This is a genomic window from Pseudosulfitobacter koreensis, from assembly GCF_024733015.1.
In the GTDB taxonomy this organism is placed as follows: Bacteria; Pseudomonadota; Alphaproteobacteria; order Rhodobacterales; family Rhodobacteraceae; genus Pseudosulfitobacter; species Pseudosulfitobacter koreensis.
This window is the reverse complement of record NZ_JANKJG010000006.1, coordinates 130,208-148,693: the sequence shown is the minus strand read 5'-3', so window position 1 is coordinate 148,693 and position 18,486 is coordinate 130,208. Positions and strand designations below refer to the sequence as shown.

Here is an 18,486-nt window from a genome sequence, read left to right as displayed (position 1 = left end):
AAATGTCCCGGAGTTTGAGGCAGAGCCTAAAATAAATGACGCCGGCCAAATGCGGGCGTCATCATCTAAATCAAAACGAACTCACTCAGGCAGCGGCCCGGTCTCCAGCCCCTCGGGCTGACCAACCACCACGAAATGCAGCCCATCAGGGTCCAGCAATTCGTCGGCCACCCGCTTCACGTCGTCCATCGTCACGGCCTCGACCATCTCGTTGCGCGTGGCGATATAGTCGATGGGCAAGCCCAGCATCTGCATCCCCACCATGATCCGCGCGATCGGCGCATTGCCGTCGAACCGCAAAGGATACGCGCCGGTCAGATAGGTCTTGGCATCGCGCAGCTCGTCCTCGGTCACGCCTTCGCTGGCGGCCTTGGCCCATTCGTCGCGGATCACCGCAATCGCCTCCTCGATCCGGTCGTTGGCCGAAGCCACCCGACCCATATAGGTGGCGGCGTAGTCACGCGGCACCAGATAGGAATAGACGCCATAGGTCAGGCCGCGCTTTTCGCGCACCTCGTTCATCAGGCGGCTTTCAAACGATCCGCCCCCCAGCACCTGGTTCAGCACGGTCGCTGCAAAGAAATCGGGATCTTTCTGCGCCATGCCGGGCTGACCGAACAGCGCCACCGACTGCGGCGTTTCAAAGTCGATCACGGTCACGCCGCCGGGAATGTCCACCTCTGCCATTTCTGGCAGCGGCGCGCCGACTTCGGGCAGATCGCCCAGCAACTCGTCCAGCAGCGGACCCAGCTCTTCGGGGGTGATGTCGCCGACGACACCCACATAGAGCCGATCCTTCGCCAGAACCGCATCATGTGCTGCCACCAGATCATCACGGGTCAGCGCGCTCACGCTGTCCACGGTGCCGGTGTACGACGTGCCATAGGGGTGATCGCCATAGGCCAGCTTGTCAAAGGCACGGGCTGCCAGCTCCTCGGGGTTCTTCTCGTCCGAGAGCAGCCCGGTCAGCACCTGCTGGCGCACGCGTTCCACCGCCTCGGGGTCAAACGCAGGCTCCAGCAGCGACGCGCGCAGCAGCTCCACCGCCGCATCGCGGTTCTCGGTTAGGAACCGCGCCGAGACGGCCAGCGCATCGTCGCCCACGTCATAGCTGAACGAGGCAGCAAGTCCCTCCAGCGCGCGGGCAAAGGCGCGGGCGTCCATGTCGGCGGCCCCCTCTTCCAGCAACCCGGTCATCAGGTTGGTCGCACCCCGCTTGCCCGGCGCATCCAGCGACGCACCGCCGCGAAACCGCAGTTCCATCGCGGTGAAGGGGATCGACGGTTCCTCCACCAGCCAGGCGGTGATCCCGCCGGGGCTGACGACTTCGGTAATCTCGACATCGGCACGGGCGGGCAGCGCCAGCACCACGGCCATCATCATCGCAAGGATATATCTCATTGAACTGCCTCCACGGGTTTGGTCAGCCAGCCGGTCACCGATCCTTCGGGACGCAGCACCGATGCGGCGGCCGCCATGATATCCTCTTCGGTCACCGCCTGCAGCACGTCGGGCCATGCCTGCACATCCTCGACCGTCAGGCCGGATGTCAGCGCCGCTCCATAGCGGTTGGCAACGCCGTCCGCGTCATCCCGCGCATAGATCTGCTGCGCGCGCAGCTGCAACTTGATCCGCTCCAGCTGCTCGGCGTCGATGCCCTCTTCCATGAAACTGACAAGCGCTGCGTCCATCGCGTCCTCGGCCTCTTGCAGGCTCACGTCGGGACCGGGCACCACCACCAGATCGAAGGTCGTGGCGTCCAGCGAGTTGCCCCGGTAGAACGCGCCCGAATAGACGGCCACACGGGTGTCGAACTGCAGTTTTTCCGCCAGATAGGACGTTGTGCCCCCGCCCAGAATTTCGGCCAGGATGGTCAGAGCCGCCGCCTCTTCCTGCGCTCCTGCATCCCGCTCGGGCGCGATATAGGACCGGCTTACATAGGGTTGCGCCACCCGCGCATCGCGAAAGATCACCCGGCGTGCGGCGGTTTGCGGCGGCTCTTCGGTGCGCAGGCGTTCGGGCAGGTCCGGCTCGGCGGGGATCACGCCATAATGGGTTTCGGCCAGTTCACGCACTTCCTCGGGGTCCACGTCGCCCGCGACCACCAGAACCGCGTTGTTGGGCGAATAGTAAATATCGTAGAAGCTCAGCGCATCCTCAAGGTCGAGGGTCCGCATCTCGTGCATCCAGCCGATGATCGGCACGCCGTAGCGGTGGTTCAGATACTGCGCCGCGTTCATCTGTTCTCCGAACAGCGCTTGCGGATTGTTCTCGGTGCGCTGGTTGCGCTCCTCGATGATGACGTCACGCTCGGTCTCGATGTTTTCGGGCGTCAGAAGCAAGTTCTCCATCCGGTCCGCTTCCATCTTCATCATCAGGCCCAGCCGGTCTGCGGCAACGCGCTGGTAATAAGCGGTGTAATCATAGCTGGTGAACGCGTTGTCGCGCCCGCCGTTGGCCGCGACCGTGGCCGAAAACTCGCCCGCGTCCATGTTGTCTGTGGCCTTGAACAGCAGGTGTTCCAGGAAATGCGCCACGCCCGACGCGCCCTTGGGTTCGTCCGCCGATCCGGCCTTGTACCACAACATATGGGTCACGACCGGGGCACGGTGGTCTTCGACCACTACGACCTGCATGCCGTTGTCCAATTCGAATGTGGTGACGTTTTCGTTCGCTTCGCTTTGCGCCCATGCTGCCAGTGGCAACAGGGCTGCGATCAATGCCGTAACGGCGCGCAGTCTGGTCATCCTCGGTCCTATATCGGTGGCGTTTCAGGTTTCAGATGGCCACCCTGCCGCGATGTTCAAGCGCGCTGTCGTTTTTGTGACTAGTCGCGGAACCTTGTATCGACGGGGGGCGCACTGGGTGTCGGCACACCGGCACGGCGATAGGCCCGTGCCACCTTGTTCGGGTCGATGGCCTGCGGCTTGTAGGCCTGATTATAGCGGTCCACGGGCACGATCCGGTACTGGGTAAAGCGCCCACGACGCTTGCGAAAGGCTTCGTCCTCGGCGGCCAGAGTGGCGCGAATGTCCGCAGTGCGGCCAAAACGGCTGGCGTGGTTGACCACGGCGCCATCGCTGGCAGGCACGGCGCCCGTGGGCGATCCGCGACGCCCGCCCAATGTGCCGACGCTTTCCTCAAGCGGGCGCAGATCGACCAGGTTGGCCTGACCGGGGGTCGGCGCAGGCAATGCCGTATAGCTGTCGGGTTCCTGCAGGGGCTTTGACGGGGTCACGATAAACTCGTCCGGGCCATCGGATGTGCCGTTCAGATCGCGCAGACCCGTATTGGCGCAAGCTCCCAAAGCCAGCGCTGCCGTCAATGCCATCAGTCCGCGTACCAGGCGCATTGCCTTCTCCCACCACTTGCCCCAACGGGCCTTTGTTCTCTGACTATCGCAGCAGGCGGGGCAATGTCACGCCCGCTTTTTGTCCTGCGCGAAAATCACCAGTCCTATTGCGCCCGCAAATATGAAGATATCGCCAACATTGAACACAAAAGGGTTCTGGATGCCGCAGCACGACATGTTCAGGAAATCCAGCACATAGCCATAGAGCACACGGTCCACGACATTGCCCAGCGCACCGCCGATCAGCAGGCCCGCGCTGACGAACACCACGGGCCGCTGATGCGCCCCACGCAGCCACCACAGCACGGCTGAGCAGATCAGCAGGGCCAGCACGATCAGGATCCACCGACCGGCATCGCCCTCGCCATCCATCAGGCCAAAGTTGATGCCCCGGTTTTCGCCGTAACGGAAATTCAGCAGCGGCGGCAGCACGTCGATCTCGCGCACGCGCCACAGCTGCATCATGTGCACCACGACATATTTGCTGGCCTGATCCAGCAGCAGCGCGATCAGCGCCGATATGGCAATCAACCGCATCTGGTCAGTGCCGGAAGTGACGCATGCCGGTCAGCACCATCGCCAGACCCGCCTCGTCCGCTGCCGCGATGACCTCGTCGTCGCGCATCGACCCGCCGGGCTGGATGATCGCGGTCGCGCCGGCTTCGGCGGCGGTGATCAGACCGTCGGCAAAGGGAAAGAACGCATCAGACGCCACGACAGACCCTAGGGTCAGCGGCTGCGACAGGCCAAGTGCCTCGGCCATGTCCTGCGCCTTGCGCGCGGCGATGCGGGTGCTGTCCACGCGGCTCATCTGGCCCGCGCCGACGCCCACCGTCGCCCCGTCCTTGACGTAGATGATCGCGTTGGATTTGACGTGTTTCGCCACGGTCCAGGCGAAGAGCAGATCGTTCAATTCCTGCTCGGACGGCGCGCGCTTGGTCACGACCTGCAGATCGTCGCGGGTGATCCGGCCCACGTCCTTGTCCTGCGCCAGAAATCCGCCCGACACCTGCCGCACGGCCAGCGCGGCGGCACCGGCAGCGGCCAGACCGTCGGTGGTCAGCAGACGCAGGTTCTTCTTCTGGCTAAAAATATCCATTGCCTCTGCGCTGGCACCGGGCGCGATCACAACTTCGGTAAAGATACCGGTGATCTCGCGCGCCGTGTCTGCGTCAAGCGGCTGGTTCAGGGCGATAATCCCGCCGAATGCGCTGGTGCGGTCGCAATCGAACGCGCGGGCATAGGCTTCTTTCAGTGTCGCCCCGCGCGACACGCCGCAGGGGTTGGCGTGCTTGATGATCGCACAGGCAGGCCCCTGCGCCGGGTCGAACTCGCTGACCAGCTCGAAGGCCGCGTCGGTGTCGTTGATGTTGTTGTACGACAGCTCCTTGCCCTGATGCTGCTTGGCCGTGGCCACACCGGCGCGCGCGCTGCCGTCGGTATAGAAAGCCGCCGCCTGATGCGGGTTCTCGCCATAGCGCAACCCTTGGGCCAATGTGCCCGCAAAGCTGCGCCGCCGCGGGGTGCCGCCGACCTGCGCCGCCATCCAGGTGCTGACTGCAGTGTCGTAAGCCGCCGTGCGCCCATAGGCCGTCTGCGCAAGACGCTGCCGCAAGGCATAGCTGGTCTGGCCATCGTTGGCCTCCATCTCGGCCAGCACCACGTCGTAATCTTCCACGTCCACAACGATGTTGACGAACCCGTGGTTCTTCGCCGCCGACCGGATCATCGCAGGGCCGCCGATGTCGATATTCTCGATCACCTCGTCATAGGCGGCACCCTTCGCCACGGTTTCCTCGAACGGGTAGAGGTTCACCACGACCAGGTCGATCGCACCGATCCCGTGCGCGTCCATCGCGGCACGGTGGTCGGCATTGTCGCGCAGCGCCAGCAAGCCGCCGTGGACAGCGGGGTGCAGCGTCTTGACCCGCCCGTCCATCATCTCGGGGTATCCCGTCACCTCTGCCACGTCCCGCACCGTCAGACCCGCCGCCCGCAATGCCGCCGCCGTGCCGCCGGTGCTCAGCAACTCGACGCCCCGCGCGGCCAGGGCCTGACCAAACGGCACAAGGCCGGTCTTGTCGGATACGGAAATCAGCGCGCGGCGCACGGGATAGAGATCGGTGGTCATTGTATTCAGCAGCCTTTTTGCGGCCTAATCGGCCATATCAAGTTCATCTCGGGACAGGTCCCTGATGCCAATTGCAGTCTCCTGCGCCTTGGACAAGGACCAGCGAATGCGGGTGGCATACTGCATCGCGCGCCCGATGAGAACGATCTGTTGCGTCGCACGCGGCTTTAATCTGCCTTTTTCCAGATAAACGCTTGGGTCCAAACGCAATTCACAATTGCCATCATGCCGAAAAACCCAGATTTCACCGCTTTTCAGCGCCATCGAGATGGCGGCACCGCCCAGATCGAGGGTCGCATCGACCTCCGGGTGCAGGTGAAAGCGGATCGCGAAGGGCACGCCTTGCAGCTTGCCCGCGTCCAGAACCCGGTCAAAGCGGCGCTTGGCGTTGTCTTCCAGCGCCAGCAACATGTCCTCGCCCGCCATGCCGCGCCCGTCAAAGGTCAGCTCGAGCATCCGCGCGTGGGTCAGACCGTGGGTGCTGACAAATCCGTCATGCCCGCCCTCGAACCTGATGCCGTCATAGGCCTGGCTCATCTCGACGGGCACGTCCTTCGGGGTATCGACCAGAATCTCGTTGGCCCCCGAACGGTCCGCGTCGCCCAGCCGCGCGCTGGAATAGCCGTCCAGCACCAGCGTGCTGTGCGACGGCGTCGCACGCCCCGCCCGTCGCCATTCCGCCCCGAACGATCCACCGGGGCCGCAGCTGACGATCAGCGGTCGCCGCCCCGAAGTCAGCTCGAACGCAAGGGTCGAGGCATGTGCATTGCGGCTGGCCTTGCCCGTGGCAGGCGGGCTCGCATCGACGATCACGCTGGTGCGCCCCGCACTCAGCCGCGCATAGCCCATAGACAGCCCGTCGGCCTGCCGCGTCTTTATCCCGCTGGCCGCCAGCGCATGATCCAGCCAGCCCTCCTGCCCGCGCCCGCCGCCATGGAACCGCGCCAGCGCGCCGTCGGAATGGCGCAGGGTGCGCAGGGTCGGTGCGATACGCTCGATGGCGTCCAGATGGGCCGCAGGGGCTTCGCGCCCCGCCTCGCTCAGCGTTGCGGCGGCCCAGGTCAGCAAGGTGAAGACATCCAGCAATTCCTCGGGATTGCGCGTGGGCAGACCGCCCTGCGCGTCGATCTGGCTTTGACATTCGCGGGCCAGCGCCTTGATCGCGGGTTCGGCCAGCGCCTCCATTCCCTCCAGCGACAGACCTGCATAGATCAGCCCGGTCAGCGCCTCGAACCGGGGCAGCCCGGGCGCGGCGGAAGGCCAGCGTTTCGACAGGAACCGCGTCTGCTGCGCGAGCGACTGATAGAACAGATCGCTCTGTTCCTTTTCCTGTCCGCGCAGCACGAACAGCGCGTGGTTGATCCAGCGGATCAGCCGACGCCCGGTCAGATCAGGCGTCCAACCCGCCCCCGCGCCCCTGCCGAAACGGTCGATCCAGCCCCACAGCCACCGCTGCGCGGCCTCGCGCGTGGCCAGATCGCCGACGGCGGCCAGATCGTCCAGCCAGGCAAACCCGTGGAGTTCGTTGGCAAAGGCCTGGTCGGGCACCGCCAGATCCCACAGCCCGACATCGGGCGCTGAAATCAGGTGCCCCGCGAACAGATAGTTGCCCGCGGACAGTTGCCGCCCCCGCGCAAAGCTGCCGATCGTCTTGGGTTCGGGAGAGGACACAAACGCCGTTGCCACCCGTCCACGCGTTGCCAACCGGGCATGAAGCCGGTTGAGAAAACGCGCTTTTCGCGCGGTGAACCCTGTGGGTTCAGACATGGGTGTATCCCGTCATGGGGTCTGGCTCGGCCTCGTGCGCTCTTGCGGTGCGCTCTGACGGCGCTTGGGCCGGATGATAACCCGTCCGGGGGCTCAAGTCACCGCTCTTTGCGCAGCACCGCGATGTAAAATCCGTCCATGCCGCCCAGCGTGGCCCAATAGTCGGGTCGCAGGCGCAATCCGCCTTCTTCGGTGATCCAATCCGCGTCGATGCCCGGTGCGTCCAGCGCTGCGCGGTCCACTGACATATCCTGGTGGCGTTGCAGCGCTTCGATGACCTGCACCTCGCCCTCGTCCGGCAACAGGCTGCAAGTGCAATAAACCATCCGCCCGCCTGCCTCTAGCAGTCCCCATGCGTGGTCGATCATTTGGGTTTGCAGGTCGATCAGCGCGCCGAACTCGCTGCCGTCCTTGGCGTGGGGCAGATCGGGGTGCCGCCGGATCGTGCCCGTGGCCGAACATGGCGCATCCAGAAGGATCGCGGGCCAGCTGCCCTGCAGTTCCAGCACGTCGCCTGCCTGCACCGTGGCGCTCAGCCCGGTGCGCGCCAGGTTTTCGCGCAACCGGCCAAGGCGGCTGTCGGAGATGTCCACCGCCGTCACGTCGGCGCCGGTGGCGGCCAGTTGCAATGTCTTGCCGCCCGGTGCCGCGCAGAGGTCGAGGACGCGGGTGCCCGCCTGCACCTGCAACAGGCGCGCGGGAATCGCGGCGGCGGCGTCCTGCACCCACCAGTCGCCCGCCTCGAAACCCGCCAGGGCTGACACCTGCCCCGCATCCGCCACACGCACCGATCCGGTCGGCAGAACCTTGCCACCGACGGCCTGCGCCACGGCGTCTGCATCGCCCTTCACGCTCAGGTCCAGCGGCGCGCCTGCAAAATGCGCGGCCTCCATCGCCAGCATCGCCTCGGGCCCCCAGGCATCCACCAACGGACTGCGCAGCCATTTCGGCAGGCGCGGCACCCGCAGGGCTGCCCACTGTTCGGGGCCCGTCGCCGCGACCTTGCGCAGCACCGCGTTCACCAGCCCCTTTAGGTGGCCATAGCGTTTGTGCCGCCCGATGATCTGCACCAGATCGTTGACCACACCATGCGCGGCACCGCCGTTGCACAGCTCGGCCGTGCCCAGTCGCAGTGCGTTCAGCACGGTCAGCGGCGGCACCTTGTTCAGGTGTTTCTTCAGCACGCGGTCCGCACGTTCCAGCCCGCGCAGGGTGTCCGAGGCCAGCCGCTGCGCCCGCGCGCGGTCCGGCGCGTCCAGCCTGTCGAGCATGCCCGAACCGATCAGCTCGGCCATCAGACGGCCCTCGTCCTGGATCTGGTCCAGCATCGCAATCGCACTGCGCCGCGCCGGGATGCCCGCCTGCGGTTTGCCCGCCGATTGTGTGCCTTGGTCTGCCATCTTGCGCCTACTCGGGTTGTTCTGTTCCCGAAGGGGCGTATATCAAGGGGGATGACAGGGAAAGCACCCATGACGATGACAGATAACTCCGATACCGACCTGCCTCCCGCCGCCCTGCGCGCTCTGGCCGAGGCCGAGGAACGCCGCAAGGCTGCCAAGCCCTTGGACCTGCCCACCGAACACGGCGGGCGGATCAACGGGCTCGAGCCCGTCCGCTATGGCGATTGGGAGAAAAAAGGGCTGGCGATAGATTTCTGAGCCTCAGGCCCTTTCAAGCGCCTCTGCCAGCAGATCGTAGACCAGCCTGATCCGGCGATTCGTGTGCACCTCGCGGTGGACGGTCAGCCATGTGGGCACCATGACCGGAGCGATCTGCGGCATGATGCGGACGACTTCGGGGGTGTGCAGTGCAATGGTTTCGACCATCACGCTGACGCCCAGACCCTGCCGCACCATTTCCCAGACCGCGACACCGTTGGCCGAGGTCGCGCGGATCATTGCGGCAGTCACCGGCAGACCGTGCTGGTTCAGCAATGCGATTCCCGCCGGGTCTGCGTCGAAGGCGATGAAATCCAGCTGCTGAAAATCGGCCAGCGTGTGCGGCGTGCCGGTCTTGTACAGATAATCCCGAGATGCGTACAGATAAGCGGGCATGTCGGGCAGCTTGCGGGCGATCAGCTCGGGCTCTTTCGGGGCGACGTGGCGGATGGCGATGTCCGCCTCGCGGCGCTGCAGGTCGCGCACCGTGTTGCTGGCGATCACGTCGATGATGATGCCGGGCGCGGCCTTGCGCAATTCGACCAGCACGGCGGGCAGCCAATAGGCCGACATCGCATCGCTTGCGGTGATGCTGACGCGCCCCTCGATACTGTCGGCCCGACCGGCAGCGGCCATCGCCAGCGCATCTGCCGCCGCACCCATCTTGCGCACGTGGGTCAGCATGTCCTGCCCTGCGGGGGTCAGCACCAGAGACCGACCCACGCGCTCGAAGAGTACCACGCCCAGCGCTGCCTCAAGCGCTGCGACCTGACGGCCCAAAGTGGGCTGCGTCAGGCCCAGCGCACGGGCTCCGGCCGACAGTGACCCCTGTTCCGCCGTGGCCAGAAACCCGCGCGCCTGTGTCCAGTCGATCCGCTTATCCATGCGTTAATGCATAGGCTAAGTAAGAATTCTCGCAATTTCTTTTTAAGCCGCGCGGCGCTAATCGTACCCCATTATTTTAACGGAAAGACAATTCATGCCCACCGCAGCAACATTCTGGAGCAAAGCCGCCCCGAAATACGCCAAGTCAAAGATCAAGGACATGGCGACTTATGAACACACTCTTGCGCGCACCCGCGCGTTCCTGCCCGCCGAAGCCAAGGCGTTGGAAATCGGCTGCGGCACCGGCACCACGGCGCTGAAACTGGCCGGAGATGTGAGGACGCTGCTGGCGACGGACATCGCGCATGGAATGATCGGGATCGCGCAGGCCAAGCCCGCGCCGGACAATCTGCGCTTTGCCACGCATGCGCCCGACGATGCCGCGCTGCAAGAGCTGGCGCCGTTCGATGCGGTCCTAGCGTTCAACCTGCTGCATCTGGTGCCAAACCTGCCGGAAACGCTGGGCGCGGTGAGCGGGCTGCTGCGCCCCGGCGGGCGGTTCATCAGCAAGTCGACCTGCCTGCGCGATGGCAGCATGTTCCTGCCGCCGTTGATCTGGGTGATGCAGAAGCTGGGCAAGGCGCCCTATGTCGGAAATTTCGACGCCGCATATCTGGAAGGGGCTATCACAGAAGCCGGGTTTCGGATCGAGGTCGCCGAAACGCATGGCAACGGGTTCAGCCGCTTTGTCGTCGCCACGAAGCTCTAGTTCAGACGGAATGCCGCCGAATCGCCACGCCCCTCGTCGGATGTGAACTGGATGCGGCCATCGACCATGCTGACCTGCTGGCAGTTGTAACCCAGCGGATCACCGCCCCAGAACAGATCGCGGCAGAAATAACCGCCCTGCCAGTTCCAGGTGCCGGTGACATCCCAGGCGGCACCCTTGCCGGTGATGCTGCCGTCTGGCCGCACCTCAAGCCGCACGAGCGGGCGCGTCAGGGTCTTGCCGTTGACCAGCTTGATGAAATCGGACTGCGAGTTGACCACGCCCGTCTGTGCCCATGCGGGCATGGCGGGAAGGGCGAGTGCGATGGCGGCCAGCGCCGTGAACATGATACGCTTAGCAAACATGATGAAAACTCGGCTTTGAGATACTGTTGACAAGGTATACGGACACCCTTGCCAAATGGTTCACAAATGCTTTGTTTTATCGCAGGTGTCTCAGCCGTTCAGGCCCAGCACGTCCAGCATGTCATAGGCACCAGGTGCGCGCCCTTGCGTCCACTTCGCGGCACGTATCGCGCCGCGGGCAAAGACCAGACGGTCGGTCGCCATGTGGCGCAGCACGATCCGCTCGCCGGGGCCTGCGAACATAACGTCATGTTCGCCCACGATGTCGCCCCCGCGAATCGCCGCAAAGCCGATGTCGCCGCGCTTGCGCGCACCGGTGATGCCGTCGCGCCCGCTGTCGCGCACATCGTTCAGGGCCACGCCGCGGCCTTCGGCGGCGGCCTCGCCCAGCATCAGGGCAGTGCCCGAGGGCGCATCGACCTTGTGGTGGTGGTGCGCCTCGATCACCTCGATGTCGAAATCCTCGTCCAGGGCGGCGGCGACGCGTTTGGTCAACTGCACCAGCAGGTTGACCCCCAGGCTCATGTTGCCCGCCCGCACGATGGCGCATTTTCGCGCTGCCGGTTCCAGCTGCGCGATCTGCGCGTCGGTCATGCCGGTGGTGCCGATCACATGGGCCACGCCCGCCTGCGCGCAGAGATCGGCAAAGGCCAATGTCGCCTCGGGCGCGGTAAAGTCGATCACCACCTGCGCGGCGGCAATTGCACGGGACGCGTCATCGGTCACGATCACGCCATTGGCCTGCCCGCCCATAGCCTGCCCCACGTCCTGTCCGACCCAAGTATGACCCGCGCGCTCGATGGCAGCGGCCAGATGCACGCCGTCGGTTTGGGCAATGGTACGGATCAGCATCTGCCCCATGCGCCCCGAGGCTCCGGTGACGGCAATTCCTGTTGTATCGGCCATGGGTCAATTCCTTGGATAAGCGGTTGATCTCAGGTCTAGCCTGTGCGGTGCGGCTTGGCAAAGCCTGCGGCCTGTCCTAGATGGGGGGTATGGCAAAGAACAAGTCTCATGACGGAGCCGGTCCGTCCCAGCGTCAACTTCGGGTTGGTGAATTGATCCGCCGCGCTTTGTCCGAAGTGCTGGCACGCGGTGACGTGCACGACCCCGAACTGAACCGCATGTCGATCACGGTGGGCGAAGTGCGCACGTCGCCCGATCTGAAAATCGCCACGGCCTACGTGCTGCCCCTGGGGGGTGCCGGCAAGGACGAGGTGCTGAAGCTGCTGGGCCGTAACAAGGGCGAGTTGCGGCACGCCATCAACAAGAAGCTGGCGCTGAAACATTCGCCTGATCTGCGCTTTCAGTTGGACATGACATTCGACCAGATGGACGACACGCGCCGGATGCTGAACCAGGACGCGGTACGCCGGGACACCGAAAGCTGATGCGCGCCCTGCTGATCGGCGCGCTGGTCTGGCTGGGCTGCGGGCCGGTCTGGGCGGCTGAATGCGAGAATCGCGAACATGCAGGCAATCGCTATACGATCTGTTCGGTTGATCTGACGACAGAGGACTTGCGCCTGTTCCTGCGCAATGACGCGGGCGGCATCTATGGCAGCTTCAACGCGATCAATCAGGCGCTGGGCGCGAACGGCCAGACCCTGGGTTTTGCGATGAATGCGGGCATGTACCACGAGGACCGCGCGCCCGTGGGTCTGTACGTCGAGGACGGCCAGCAGGAGATGGGGTTGGTCACCCAAGAGGGGCCCGGCAACTTTGGCCTGCTGCCGAACGGTGTGCTGTGCCTGCGTGACGGGCGCGCCGACGTAATCGAAACCCTGCGTTTCGCGCGTGAGAACCCCGCCTGCACCAGCGCCACGCAATCCGGCCCGATGCTGGTGATCGACGGCGAACTGCACCCCCGTTTTCTGGTCGATGCAACCTCGCGCTATGTGCGCAACGGGGTCGGCACCAGCGCTGACGGGCATAGGGCGGTTTTCGCGATTTCGAACAATCCGGTCACATTCCACGAGTTTGGCAGCTTTTTCCGCGACGCGCTGGACGTGCCGCAGGCCTTGTATTTCGACGGCAACGTCTCGCGGCTCTATGCGCCGGGGTTGGGGCGGCACGATCCCGGTCGCCGCCTGGGGCCGATCATCGGCACCGTGGCGCGCAAGGCACCCTGAGCGACACCGAATTGACAGCATGAGGCCGCTCGGCTAGGCCGCACGCTCTGAATTTCACGAAGATCCGACAGGGCAAACCAAGGGGGCACCATGGGCCGCAGATCCAAAGGACGCGATATTTCCGGCTGGCTGGTCATCGACAAGCCCGCAGGCCCGACCTCCACCACCGTGGTGAACAAGGTGCGCTGGGCGCTGAACGCCAAGAAGGCGGGCCACGCGGGCACGCTGGACCCCGATGCCACCGGCGTTCTGGCGATTGCATTGGGCGAGGCGACCAAGACGGTTCCCTATATTACCGATGCGCTGAAGGCCTATTCGTTCACCGTGCGGCTGGGTCAGGCCACCAACACTGACGATGCCGAGGGCGAAGTGATCGCACAGTCTGATACACGCCCCACCGACGATCAGATCAAGGACGCGCTGGGGGCCTTTGTCGGTGACATCATGCAGGTGCCGCCGCAGTTCTCTGCGGTCAAGATCGATGGGCAGCGCGCCTATAAACGTGCCCGCGACGGCGAAGAGATGGAGATTGCCGCACGGCCTTTGTGGGTCGAGGAGCTGCTGATGGCGGGCCGCCCCGATGCCGATCATGTGACGCTGGAAATGACCTGTGGCAAGGGCGGCTATGTGCGGTCCATCGCGCGTGATCTGGGTGCGGCGCTGGGATGTTTCGCCCATGTACGAGAATTGCGCCGCATCTGGTCGGGCCCGTTCGACGTCGAGGACGGGCTGACGCTGGAGCAGATCGAGGCGATGGCGCATGATCCCGCGCTGGACGCGCATCTGCGCCCGGTCGAGGAAGGTCTGGCCGATCTGCCGGAGCTGAAGGCCACCGCCGAGGGTGCCGTGCGTCTGCGCAACGGCAACCCCGGCATGGTGCTGCCGTCGGACGTGGAATACGGCGACGAGGTCTGGGTGTCGTTCGAAGGCAAGGCCGTGGCCGTGGGCCGGTACAAATCCGGCGAAGTGCACCCCGCGCGCGTGTTCAACCACTGACCATGATCACCCGCACGCATACCAAGGGCGACGCGCCGTCGACTGCCGTCTATTCCGACTGCGAGCGCTATCGTTACAGCCTGACGCGGATCTGGGACGACAATGCCGCGCGGGTGACGTTCGTGATGCTGAACCCTTCGACCGCGACCGAGGTGCAGAACGACCCCACGGTGGAACGCTGCGAACGGCGGGCGCGCACGCTGGGCTATGGTGCGTTCTGTGTGACCAACATCTTTGCCTGGCGCGATACCGATCCGCGCAAGATGCGCGCGGCTGCCGATCCTGTTGGCCCTGAGAATGACGCGGCCATCGCGCAGGCGGCCCAATGGGCCGATGTGGTGATTGCCGCATGGGGCACGCACGGCGCGCATCTGGAGCGCGGCCCGCAGGTGGCGCGTTTGCTGGCGCAGACCGGACAGCCGCTGTTTCATCTGGGCCTGTCCAAGGCGGGACATCCGCGTCATCCGCTGTACCTGCCCTATTCCCAGGCACCCGAGCCCTGGCACCCCGCAGACCCCGCGTTTTCCAAGGGTTAACCATGAGGTCGGAATTGCTTTGATATCAAATCCCAAACGTGGCCTTATAAAGTGGGTGTATTGTTAGAGAGTTTGGTCGCAAATGTTGTGGTTGGCGGGATTGATGGGCTTGATGACCGTTGGTGCGGTCAGCTTCGTAGACATGTCCGGACAGGACGACGACGCCGAAGGTGACGCGCCGCAGCCTGAAAAACTTGCCGACGACGCGCCGCGCATTGGCGACGATTTCAACCTGAATGCAAACGATCCCGTGGGCTTTCGGGATGCGTCGATCATCATCGGGAACGACGACGCCGAAACATTGACCGGCACCGGCGATGACGACCAGATTGGCGGCTATGACGGTGAAGACACCGTTCACGGCGGCGATGGCGACGACGACATCCACGGCATGGACGGCCATGACACGCTGAGCGGCGATGCGGGCGACGACACCCTGCACGGGGGCGACGGCCATGATGAAGTGCACGGGGGCGCGGGCGACGACGCGCTGTTCGGGCACAACGACGACGATATCCTGCACGGCGGAGAGGGCAACGACACGCTGTACGGGTCCGCAGGCAACGATCTGCTGTCTGGCGGCGATGGTGACGACGCCCTGCATGGCGGGCTGGACGACGATACCCTGCACGGTGGCGCAGGTGCCGACACGCTGTTCGGCGGCTGGGGCAATGACGTGCTGTTCGGCGTGACCCACGACGCGAACACCGGCGCGCTGACCGAAGAAATCACACGCGACGACAGGGAAAGCGACGACGATGAAAGCGACGACCGCGATTTTCTTAACGGCGGCGGCGGTGACGATGTGATCGTTGCGGGCGCGGGCGACGTGGTGACCGCAGGGGCCGGTCTGGACACGATTGTCGCGGGCGACTGGATCGCAGGGGGCCATGCGGTCGAGGTCATCGACTTTGACGTCGAAGACGACAGCATCGTGCTGATCTGGAACGACACTGAAGCCGCAGCCGAGCCTCAGATCGCCCTGCGCCCCGATCCGCTGGACGCCAACGTCATGCATGTGATGATGGGCGGTATCACCATTGCGGACATCAACGGCGGCGCGAGCCTGACCCTTGGCGACATCTCCGTGATCCCGCTGAGCGCGGCGCAGACCAGCGGCATCGCCAACCTGTAAGCTGTGCGAAATCCGCCAAAATCCACCGTAAATTACCTGTGCGAATAAATCTTTGCCTTCGCGCGGGAATCCCCCTATACGCCCCCATCGCCGCTGCGCTTTTGCACGGCTGCGACACTCTCCACGGGCCCTGCTGGACGACATCCCGGCTTGCGCCATCACCTTAACCTTTTGAAAAGGAGACCCCGATGTCGATTACTGCCGAAGAAAAGCAACGCGTCATGAAGGAATTTGCAACTGCCGAAGGCGACACCGGTTCGCCCGAAGTGCAGATTGCCATCCTGACAAACCGCATCGCGACCCTGACCGAGCACTTCAAGACCCACAAGAAAGACAACCACGGTCGCCGTGGTCTGTTGAAGATGGTTGCCCTGCGCCGCAAGCTGCTGGACTACCTGAAGGGCAAGGAAGAAGCGCGTTACCAGGACCTGATCAAACGCCTGGGCATCCGCCGCTAAGCTGTTGATTTTATCCTGACGCAGCCGTTTCGGTTGCACCGGATCAGAACGCTCGCCCTTATCGGCGGGCGTTTTTGCGTTCTGCCGGGGCCATTTCGGCGAAAGGGCGAAATGCAAGCATTGCGTGTCGAACAGGCCGAACTCTTTGCATCAAGGCCGTTGCGCAGGCCGATTTTGCGTTGAGCGGGTAAGTTTTGGTTCCCTCGACTGGACTTGCGGGACTATGCTTTTTCGCCAAGGGACAGGAAAAAACAACCTTGGCGTGAAGTCGGCCACTTCGATGTGGGCAGGTCCCCTCCGCACCACACCCGCGCCCGGGGACACCGACAGAAGGATGCCCTCATGACGACGAAACTGTTGATCGGGCTCGACGGTCAAAGCTCGGGTGACCGCGCTTTGACCTTTGCTGAAAACCTCGCAAAATTGATCGGACAGGCGGAACTGCTGGTCGTCTATGTGATCGAATGGTCGCCCTATTCGTTCCAGACGCCCGAAGAGAACGCCCAGCGCCACAAACGCCGCGAAGAGGAAATCTCGACGGCGATGGAACGGGTCGTGACCCCCGCGATCGAGCGGCTGGAGGCATCGGGGATCAAGGCGGTGGGCATGGTGCGCCATGGCAATGTCGCCGACACGCTGGACCAGATCGCGGCCAAGCAGAACGCATCGCAGATCATCGTCGGGCGGTCCACCGAATCCAGTCTGAGCAAACGCATCTTCGGAAGCTCAACCGCCAACCTTGTCATGGGTGCCAACGTGCCCGTGACGGTCGTGAGCTAAGGAGGTCCTCATGAACATCTTGCAAAAAACATCTCTGTCACTGGCAGTTCTCACAGCTTCGGCCGCACCGGCACTGGCGCAAGAGGCGGCGAGCCTGGATGACCGTGTCAACGCCGCCTTTGCCGCGTTTACCGGGCCCTTCGTCAATCTGATCTTTGCGCCCTTCCCCGGCACCGACTTTCCCTGGATCGTCCTGTGGCTGGTCATCGCGGCCACGATCTTCACGCTCTATTTCGGCTTTGTGCAGTTCAGGTTCTTTGGCCATGCCATCGCGCTGGTCAAAGGCGACTATTCCGATCCCGATGACGCGGGCGAGGTCAGCCATTTTCAGGCGCTGGCAACAGCCCTTTCGGGCACCGTCGGTCTGGGCAACATCGCGGGCGTCGCGGTGGCTGTCGGCATTGGCGGGCCGGGGGCGACATTCTGGATGATCCTGGCTGGTCTGCTGGGCATGGCGTCGAAATTCACCGAATGTACGCTGGGCGTGAAGTATCGCAATGAATACCCCGACGGGACGGTTTCGGGCGGCCCGATGTATTACATGTCAAAGGGTTTTGACGAACTGGGTCTGCCCGGCGGCAAGATCCTGGCGGTGCTGTTCTCGATCTTCTGCATCCTGGGCGCGCTTGGCGGGGGCAACATGTTTCAGGCCAATCAGGCACACGCGCAACTGACCGGCATTATCGGAGAGTATCCGGGCTGGATCACCGGTGTGATCTTTGCCGCCGTCGTCTTTGCCGTGATCATCGGCGGGATCAAATCCATCGCCAACGTCACCGAAAAGATCGTGCCGCTGATGGGCATTCTCTATGTCGGTGCGGCGCTGATCATCCTTGCGGTGAACTATGACAAGATCGGCTGGGCCTTCGGCCAGATCTTCGAGGGCGCGTTCAGCGGTCTGGGCGTTGCGGGCGGTCTGGTCGGGGCGTTGATTCAGGGCTTCAGGCGTGCTGCGTTTTCGAACGAGGCGGGCGTGGGCTCTGCGGCGATCGCCCACTCGGCGGTGCGTACCAAGGAGCCGATCACCGAAGGCTTCGTATCCCTGCTTGAGCCGCTGATCGACACCGTGGTGATCTGCACGATGACCGCGCTGGTCATCACCATATCGCAACAGTTGATCGTCGATCCGGCGACGGGTTTGTTCGTTCTGAACGAAAACGGATCCATCGCCACCGTCAACGACGTGAGCGGCGTCGCCCTGACATCGGCGGCATTCGCGTCGGGCATCAGCTGGTTCCCTTATGTCCTAGCGGTCGCGGTGATCCTGTTCGCCTTTTCCACGATGATCTCGTGGTCGTACTATGGGCTGAAAGCGTGGACCTACCTGTTCGGCGAGGGAAAAGCGTCGGAACTGACCTTCAAGGTGATCTTCTGCATCTTCGTCGTGATCGGCGCGGCAGCCAGCCTCGGCCCCGTCATCGACTTTTCGGATGCAGCGATTTTCTCGATGGCCGTGGTCAACATCTTTGCGCTGTATTTCCTCATGCGACTGGTGCGCAAGGAACTTAACTCTTACGCGCGCCGTCTGAAATCGGGCGAGATCGTCAAGTTCAACTGATCGCGCCCAAGGTGCAGGCGGAGCA

Annotated in this window: 20 protein-coding genes; 10 read left to right on the top strand and 10 right to left on the bottom strand. The window is 63.9% G+C overall.

The genetic code is table 11. The features are described from left to right. Positions 1 to 81: 81 nt before the first annotated feature. The 7 genes from NTA49_RS10175 to NTA49_RS10145 form a co-directional block, all read right to left on the bottom strand. Positions 82 to 1,401 carry a M16 family metallopeptidase gene (locus NTA49_RS10175; RefSeq protein ID WP_258294638.1) on the bottom strand — a complete coding sequence of 440 codons (1,320 nt, stop codon included), beginning with the start codon at positions 1,399 to 1,401 and terminating at the stop codon, positions 82 to 84. After that, positions 1,398 to 2,747, bottom strand: a complete 1,350-nt coding sequence (locus tag NTA49_RS10170) for a M16 family metallopeptidase (protein WP_258294637.1) — start codon at positions 2,745 to 2,747, stop codon at positions 1,398 to 1,400. Before NTA49_RS10170 ends, NTA49_RS10175 begins: the two co-directional genes overlap by 4 nt. Positions 2,748 to 2,827: 80 nt before the next feature. Next, on the bottom strand, positions 2,828 to 3,352 hold the full coding sequence (locus NTA49_RS10165; protein ID WP_258294636.1) for a DUF3035 domain-containing protein: 525 nt from the start codon (positions 3,350 to 3,352) through the stop codon (positions 2,828 to 2,830). 66 nt (positions 3,353 to 3,418) lie between these two features. Beyond that, a complete protein-coding gene (gene lspA, locus NTA49_RS10160; RefSeq protein ID WP_258294635.1) occupies positions 3,419 to 3,889 on the bottom strand; it encodes a signal peptidase II in 471 nt (156 codons plus the stop codon). Positions 3,890 to 3,893: 4 nt separating this feature from the next. Continuing rightward, the gene (gene purH, locus NTA49_RS10155; RefSeq protein WP_258294633.1) at positions 3,894 to 5,483 is read right to left on the bottom strand and encodes a bifunctional phosphoribosylaminoimidazolecarboxamide formyltransferase/IMP cyclohydrolase; all 1,590 of its coding nucleotides are present in this window, start codon (positions 5,481 to 5,483) and stop codon (positions 3,894 to 3,896) included. 24 nt (positions 5,484 to 5,507) lie between these two features. After that, on the bottom strand, positions 5,508 to 7,250 hold the full coding sequence (locus NTA49_RS10150) for a heparinase II/III family protein (protein WP_261368248.1): 1,743 nt from the start codon (positions 7,248 to 7,250) through the stop codon (positions 5,508 to 5,510). A 98-nt stretch (positions 7,251 to 7,348) separates the two neighbouring features. Further along, positions 7,349 to 8,650: an RsmB/NOP family class I SAM-dependent RNA methyltransferase gene (locus NTA49_RS10145; protein WP_258294631.1), complete on the bottom strand. Its 1,302-nt coding sequence runs from the start codon at positions 8,648 to 8,650 to the stop codon at positions 7,349 to 7,351. 75 nt (positions 8,651 to 8,725) lie between these two features. On the opposite strand from NTA49_RS10145, the gene NTA49_RS10140 reads away from it, so the two are divergent. Then, positions 8,726 to 8,908: a DUF1674 domain-containing protein gene (locus tag NTA49_RS10140; RefSeq protein WP_261368255.1), complete on the top strand. Its 183-nt coding sequence runs from the start codon at positions 8,726 to 8,728 to the stop codon at positions 8,906 to 8,908. A 3-nt stretch (positions 8,909 to 8,911) separates the two neighbouring features. Here the strand turns inward: NTA49_RS10140 and NTA49_RS10135 are convergent, their stop codons facing one another. Continuing rightward, positions 8,912 to 9,793 carry a LysR family transcriptional regulator gene (locus NTA49_RS10135; RefSeq protein ID WP_258294629.1) on the bottom strand — a complete coding sequence of 294 codons (882 nt, stop codon included), beginning with the start codon at positions 9,791 to 9,793 and terminating at the stop codon, positions 8,912 to 8,914. A gap of 94 nt (positions 9,794 to 9,887) precedes the next feature. Here NTA49_RS10135 and NTA49_RS10130 point away from each other — a divergent pair, with 94 nt between their 5' ends. Then, positions 9,888 to 10,502 carry a class I SAM-dependent methyltransferase gene (locus NTA49_RS10130; protein WP_258294628.1) on the top strand — a complete coding sequence of 205 codons (615 nt, stop codon included), beginning with the start codon at positions 9,888 to 9,890 and terminating at the stop codon, positions 10,500 to 10,502. Here the strand turns inward: NTA49_RS10130 and NTA49_RS10125 are convergent. Together NTA49_RS10125 and dapB are read right to left on the bottom strand one after the other, a co-directional pair. Further along, positions 10,499 to 10,867, bottom strand: a complete 369-nt coding sequence (locus NTA49_RS10125) for a hypothetical protein (RefSeq protein WP_258294627.1) — start codon at positions 10,865 to 10,867, stop codon at positions 10,499 to 10,501. The two genes, NTA49_RS10130 and NTA49_RS10125, sit on opposite strands and share 4 nt — an antisense overlap. A 90-nt stretch (positions 10,868 to 10,957) precedes the next feature. After that, positions 10,958 to 11,773, bottom strand: a complete 816-nt coding sequence (gene dapB / locus NTA49_RS10120) for a 4-hydroxy-tetrahydrodipicolinate reductase (protein WP_258294626.1) — start codon at positions 11,771 to 11,773, stop codon at positions 10,958 to 10,960. Positions 11,774 to 11,862: 89 nt separating this feature from the next. Between dapB and rbfA the strand changes: the two genes are divergently transcribed. The 8 genes from rbfA (at position 11,863) to NTA49_RS10080 (ending at position 18,461) form a co-directional block, all read left to right on the top strand. Continuing rightward, the gene (gene rbfA / locus NTA49_RS10115; RefSeq protein WP_258294625.1) at positions 11,863 to 12,258 is read left to right on the top strand and encodes a 30S ribosome-binding factor RbfA; all 396 of its coding nucleotides are present in this window, start codon (positions 11,863 to 11,865) and stop codon (positions 12,256 to 12,258) included. Further along, positions 12,258 to 12,998, top strand: a complete 741-nt coding sequence (locus tag NTA49_RS10110; protein WP_258294624.1) for a phosphodiester glycosidase family protein — start codon at positions 12,258 to 12,260, stop codon at positions 12,996 to 12,998. The genes rbfA and NTA49_RS10110 overlap by 1 nt, the downstream gene beginning before the upstream one ends. A gap of 90 nt (positions 12,999 to 13,088) precedes the next feature. After that, positions 13,089 to 13,994 (top strand): tRNA pseudouridine(55) synthase TruB, encoded by a 906-nt coding sequence (gene truB, locus NTA49_RS10105; protein WP_258294623.1) that lies wholly within the window; start codon positions 13,089 to 13,091, stop codon positions 13,992 to 13,994. A gap of 2 nt (positions 13,995 to 13,996) precedes the next feature. Then, on the top strand, positions 13,997 to 14,530 hold the full coding sequence (locus NTA49_RS10100; RefSeq protein WP_258294622.1) for a DUF1643 domain-containing protein: 534 nt from the start codon (positions 13,997 to 13,999) through the stop codon (positions 14,528 to 14,530). Positions 14,531 to 14,642: 112 nt separating this feature from the next. Beyond that, on the top strand, positions 14,643 to 15,665 hold the full coding sequence (locus NTA49_RS10095) for a calcium-binding protein (RefSeq protein ID WP_258294621.1): 1,023 nt from the start codon (positions 14,643 to 14,645) through the stop codon (positions 15,663 to 15,665). A gap of 188 nt (positions 15,666 to 15,853) precedes the next feature. Then, entirely contained in the window at positions 15,854 to 16,123 is a 270-nt protein-coding gene (gene rpsO / locus NTA49_RS10090; RefSeq protein ID WP_258294619.1) for a 30S ribosomal protein S15, read from the top strand. A gap of 342 nt (positions 16,124 to 16,465) precedes the next feature. Continuing rightward, positions 16,466 to 16,903: a universal stress protein gene (locus tag NTA49_RS10085; protein WP_258294618.1), complete on the top strand. Its 438-nt coding sequence runs from the start codon at positions 16,466 to 16,468 to the stop codon at positions 16,901 to 16,903. Positions 16,904 to 16,913: 10 nt separating this feature from the next. Next, positions 16,914 to 18,461, top strand: coding sequence for an alanine/glycine:cation symporter family protein (locus NTA49_RS10080; RefSeq protein ID WP_258294617.1), 1,548 nt, complete (start codon positions 16,914 to 16,916; stop codon positions 18,459 to 18,461). Positions 18,462 to 18,486: the final 25 nt, after the last annotated feature.

Coding starts and splice junctions, on each gene's coding strand:
- NTA49_RS10125 (WP_258294627.1), bottom strand. CDS start 10,867: ATGTTTGCTAAGCGTATCATGTTCACGGCGCTGGCCGCCATCGCACTC.
- rbfA (WP_258294625.1), top strand. CDS start 11,863: ATGGCAAAGAACAAGTCTCATGACGGAGCCGGTCCGTCCCAGCGTCAA.
- NTA49_RS10080 (WP_258294617.1), top strand. CDS start 16,914: ATGAACATCTTGCAAAAAACATCTCTGTCACTGGCAGTTCTCACAGCT.
- NTA49_RS10095 (WP_258294621.1), top strand. CDS start 14,643: ATGACCGTTGGTGCGGTCAGCTTCGTAGACATGTCCGGACAGGACGAC.
- NTA49_RS10140 (WP_261368255.1), top strand. CDS start 8,726: ATGACAGATAACTCCGATACCGACCTGCCTCCCGCCGCCCTGCGCGCT.
- purH (WP_258294633.1), bottom strand. CDS start 5,483: ATGACCACCGATCTCTATCCCGTGCGCCGCGCGCTGATTTCCGTATCC.
- NTA49_RS10165 (WP_258294636.1), bottom strand. CDS start 3,352: ATGCGCCTGGTACGCGGACTGATGGCATTGACGGCAGCGCTGGCTTTG.
- truB (WP_258294623.1), top strand. CDS start 13,089: ATGGGCCGCAGATCCAAAGGACGCGATATTTCCGGCTGGCTGGTCATC.
- NTA49_RS10100 (WP_258294622.1), top strand. CDS start 13,997: ATGATCACCCGCACGCATACCAAGGGCGACGCGCCGTCGACTGCCGTC.
- dapB (WP_258294626.1), bottom strand. CDS start 11,773: ATGGCCGATACAACAGGAATTGCCGTCACCGGAGCCTCGGGGCGCATG.
- rpsO (WP_258294619.1), top strand. CDS start 15,854: ATGTCGATTACTGCCGAAGAAAAGCAACGCGTCATGAAGGAATTTGCA.
- NTA49_RS10085 (WP_258294618.1), top strand. CDS start 16,466: ATGACGACGAAACTGTTGATCGGGCTCGACGGTCAAAGCTCGGGTGAC.
- NTA49_RS10170 (WP_258294637.1), bottom strand. CDS start 2,747: ATGACCAGACTGCGCGCCGTTACGGCATTGATCGCAGCCCTGTTGCCA.
- NTA49_RS10175 (WP_258294638.1), bottom strand. CDS start 1,401: ATGAGATATATCCTTGCGATGATGATGGCCGTGGTGCTGGCGCTGCCC.
- NTA49_RS10145 (WP_258294631.1), bottom strand. CDS start 8,650: ATGGCAGACCAAGGCACACAATCGGCGGGCAAACCGCAGGCGGGCATC.
- NTA49_RS10130 (WP_258294628.1), top strand. CDS start 9,888: ATGCCCACCGCAGCAACATTCTGGAGCAAAGCCGCCCCGAAATACGCC.
- NTA49_RS10135 (WP_258294629.1), bottom strand. CDS start 9,793: ATGGATAAGCGGATCGACTGGACACAGGCGCGCGGGTTTCTGGCCACG.
- NTA49_RS10150 (WP_261368248.1), bottom strand. CDS start 7,250: ATGTCTGAACCCACAGGGTTCACCGCGCGAAAAGCGCGTTTTCTCAAC.
- NTA49_RS10110 (WP_258294624.1), top strand. CDS start 12,258: ATGCGCGCCCTGCTGATCGGCGCGCTGGTCTGGCTGGGCTGCGGGCCG.
- lspA (WP_258294635.1), bottom strand. CDS start 3,889: ATGCGGTTGATTGCCATATCGGCGCTGATCGCGCTGCTGCTGGATCAG.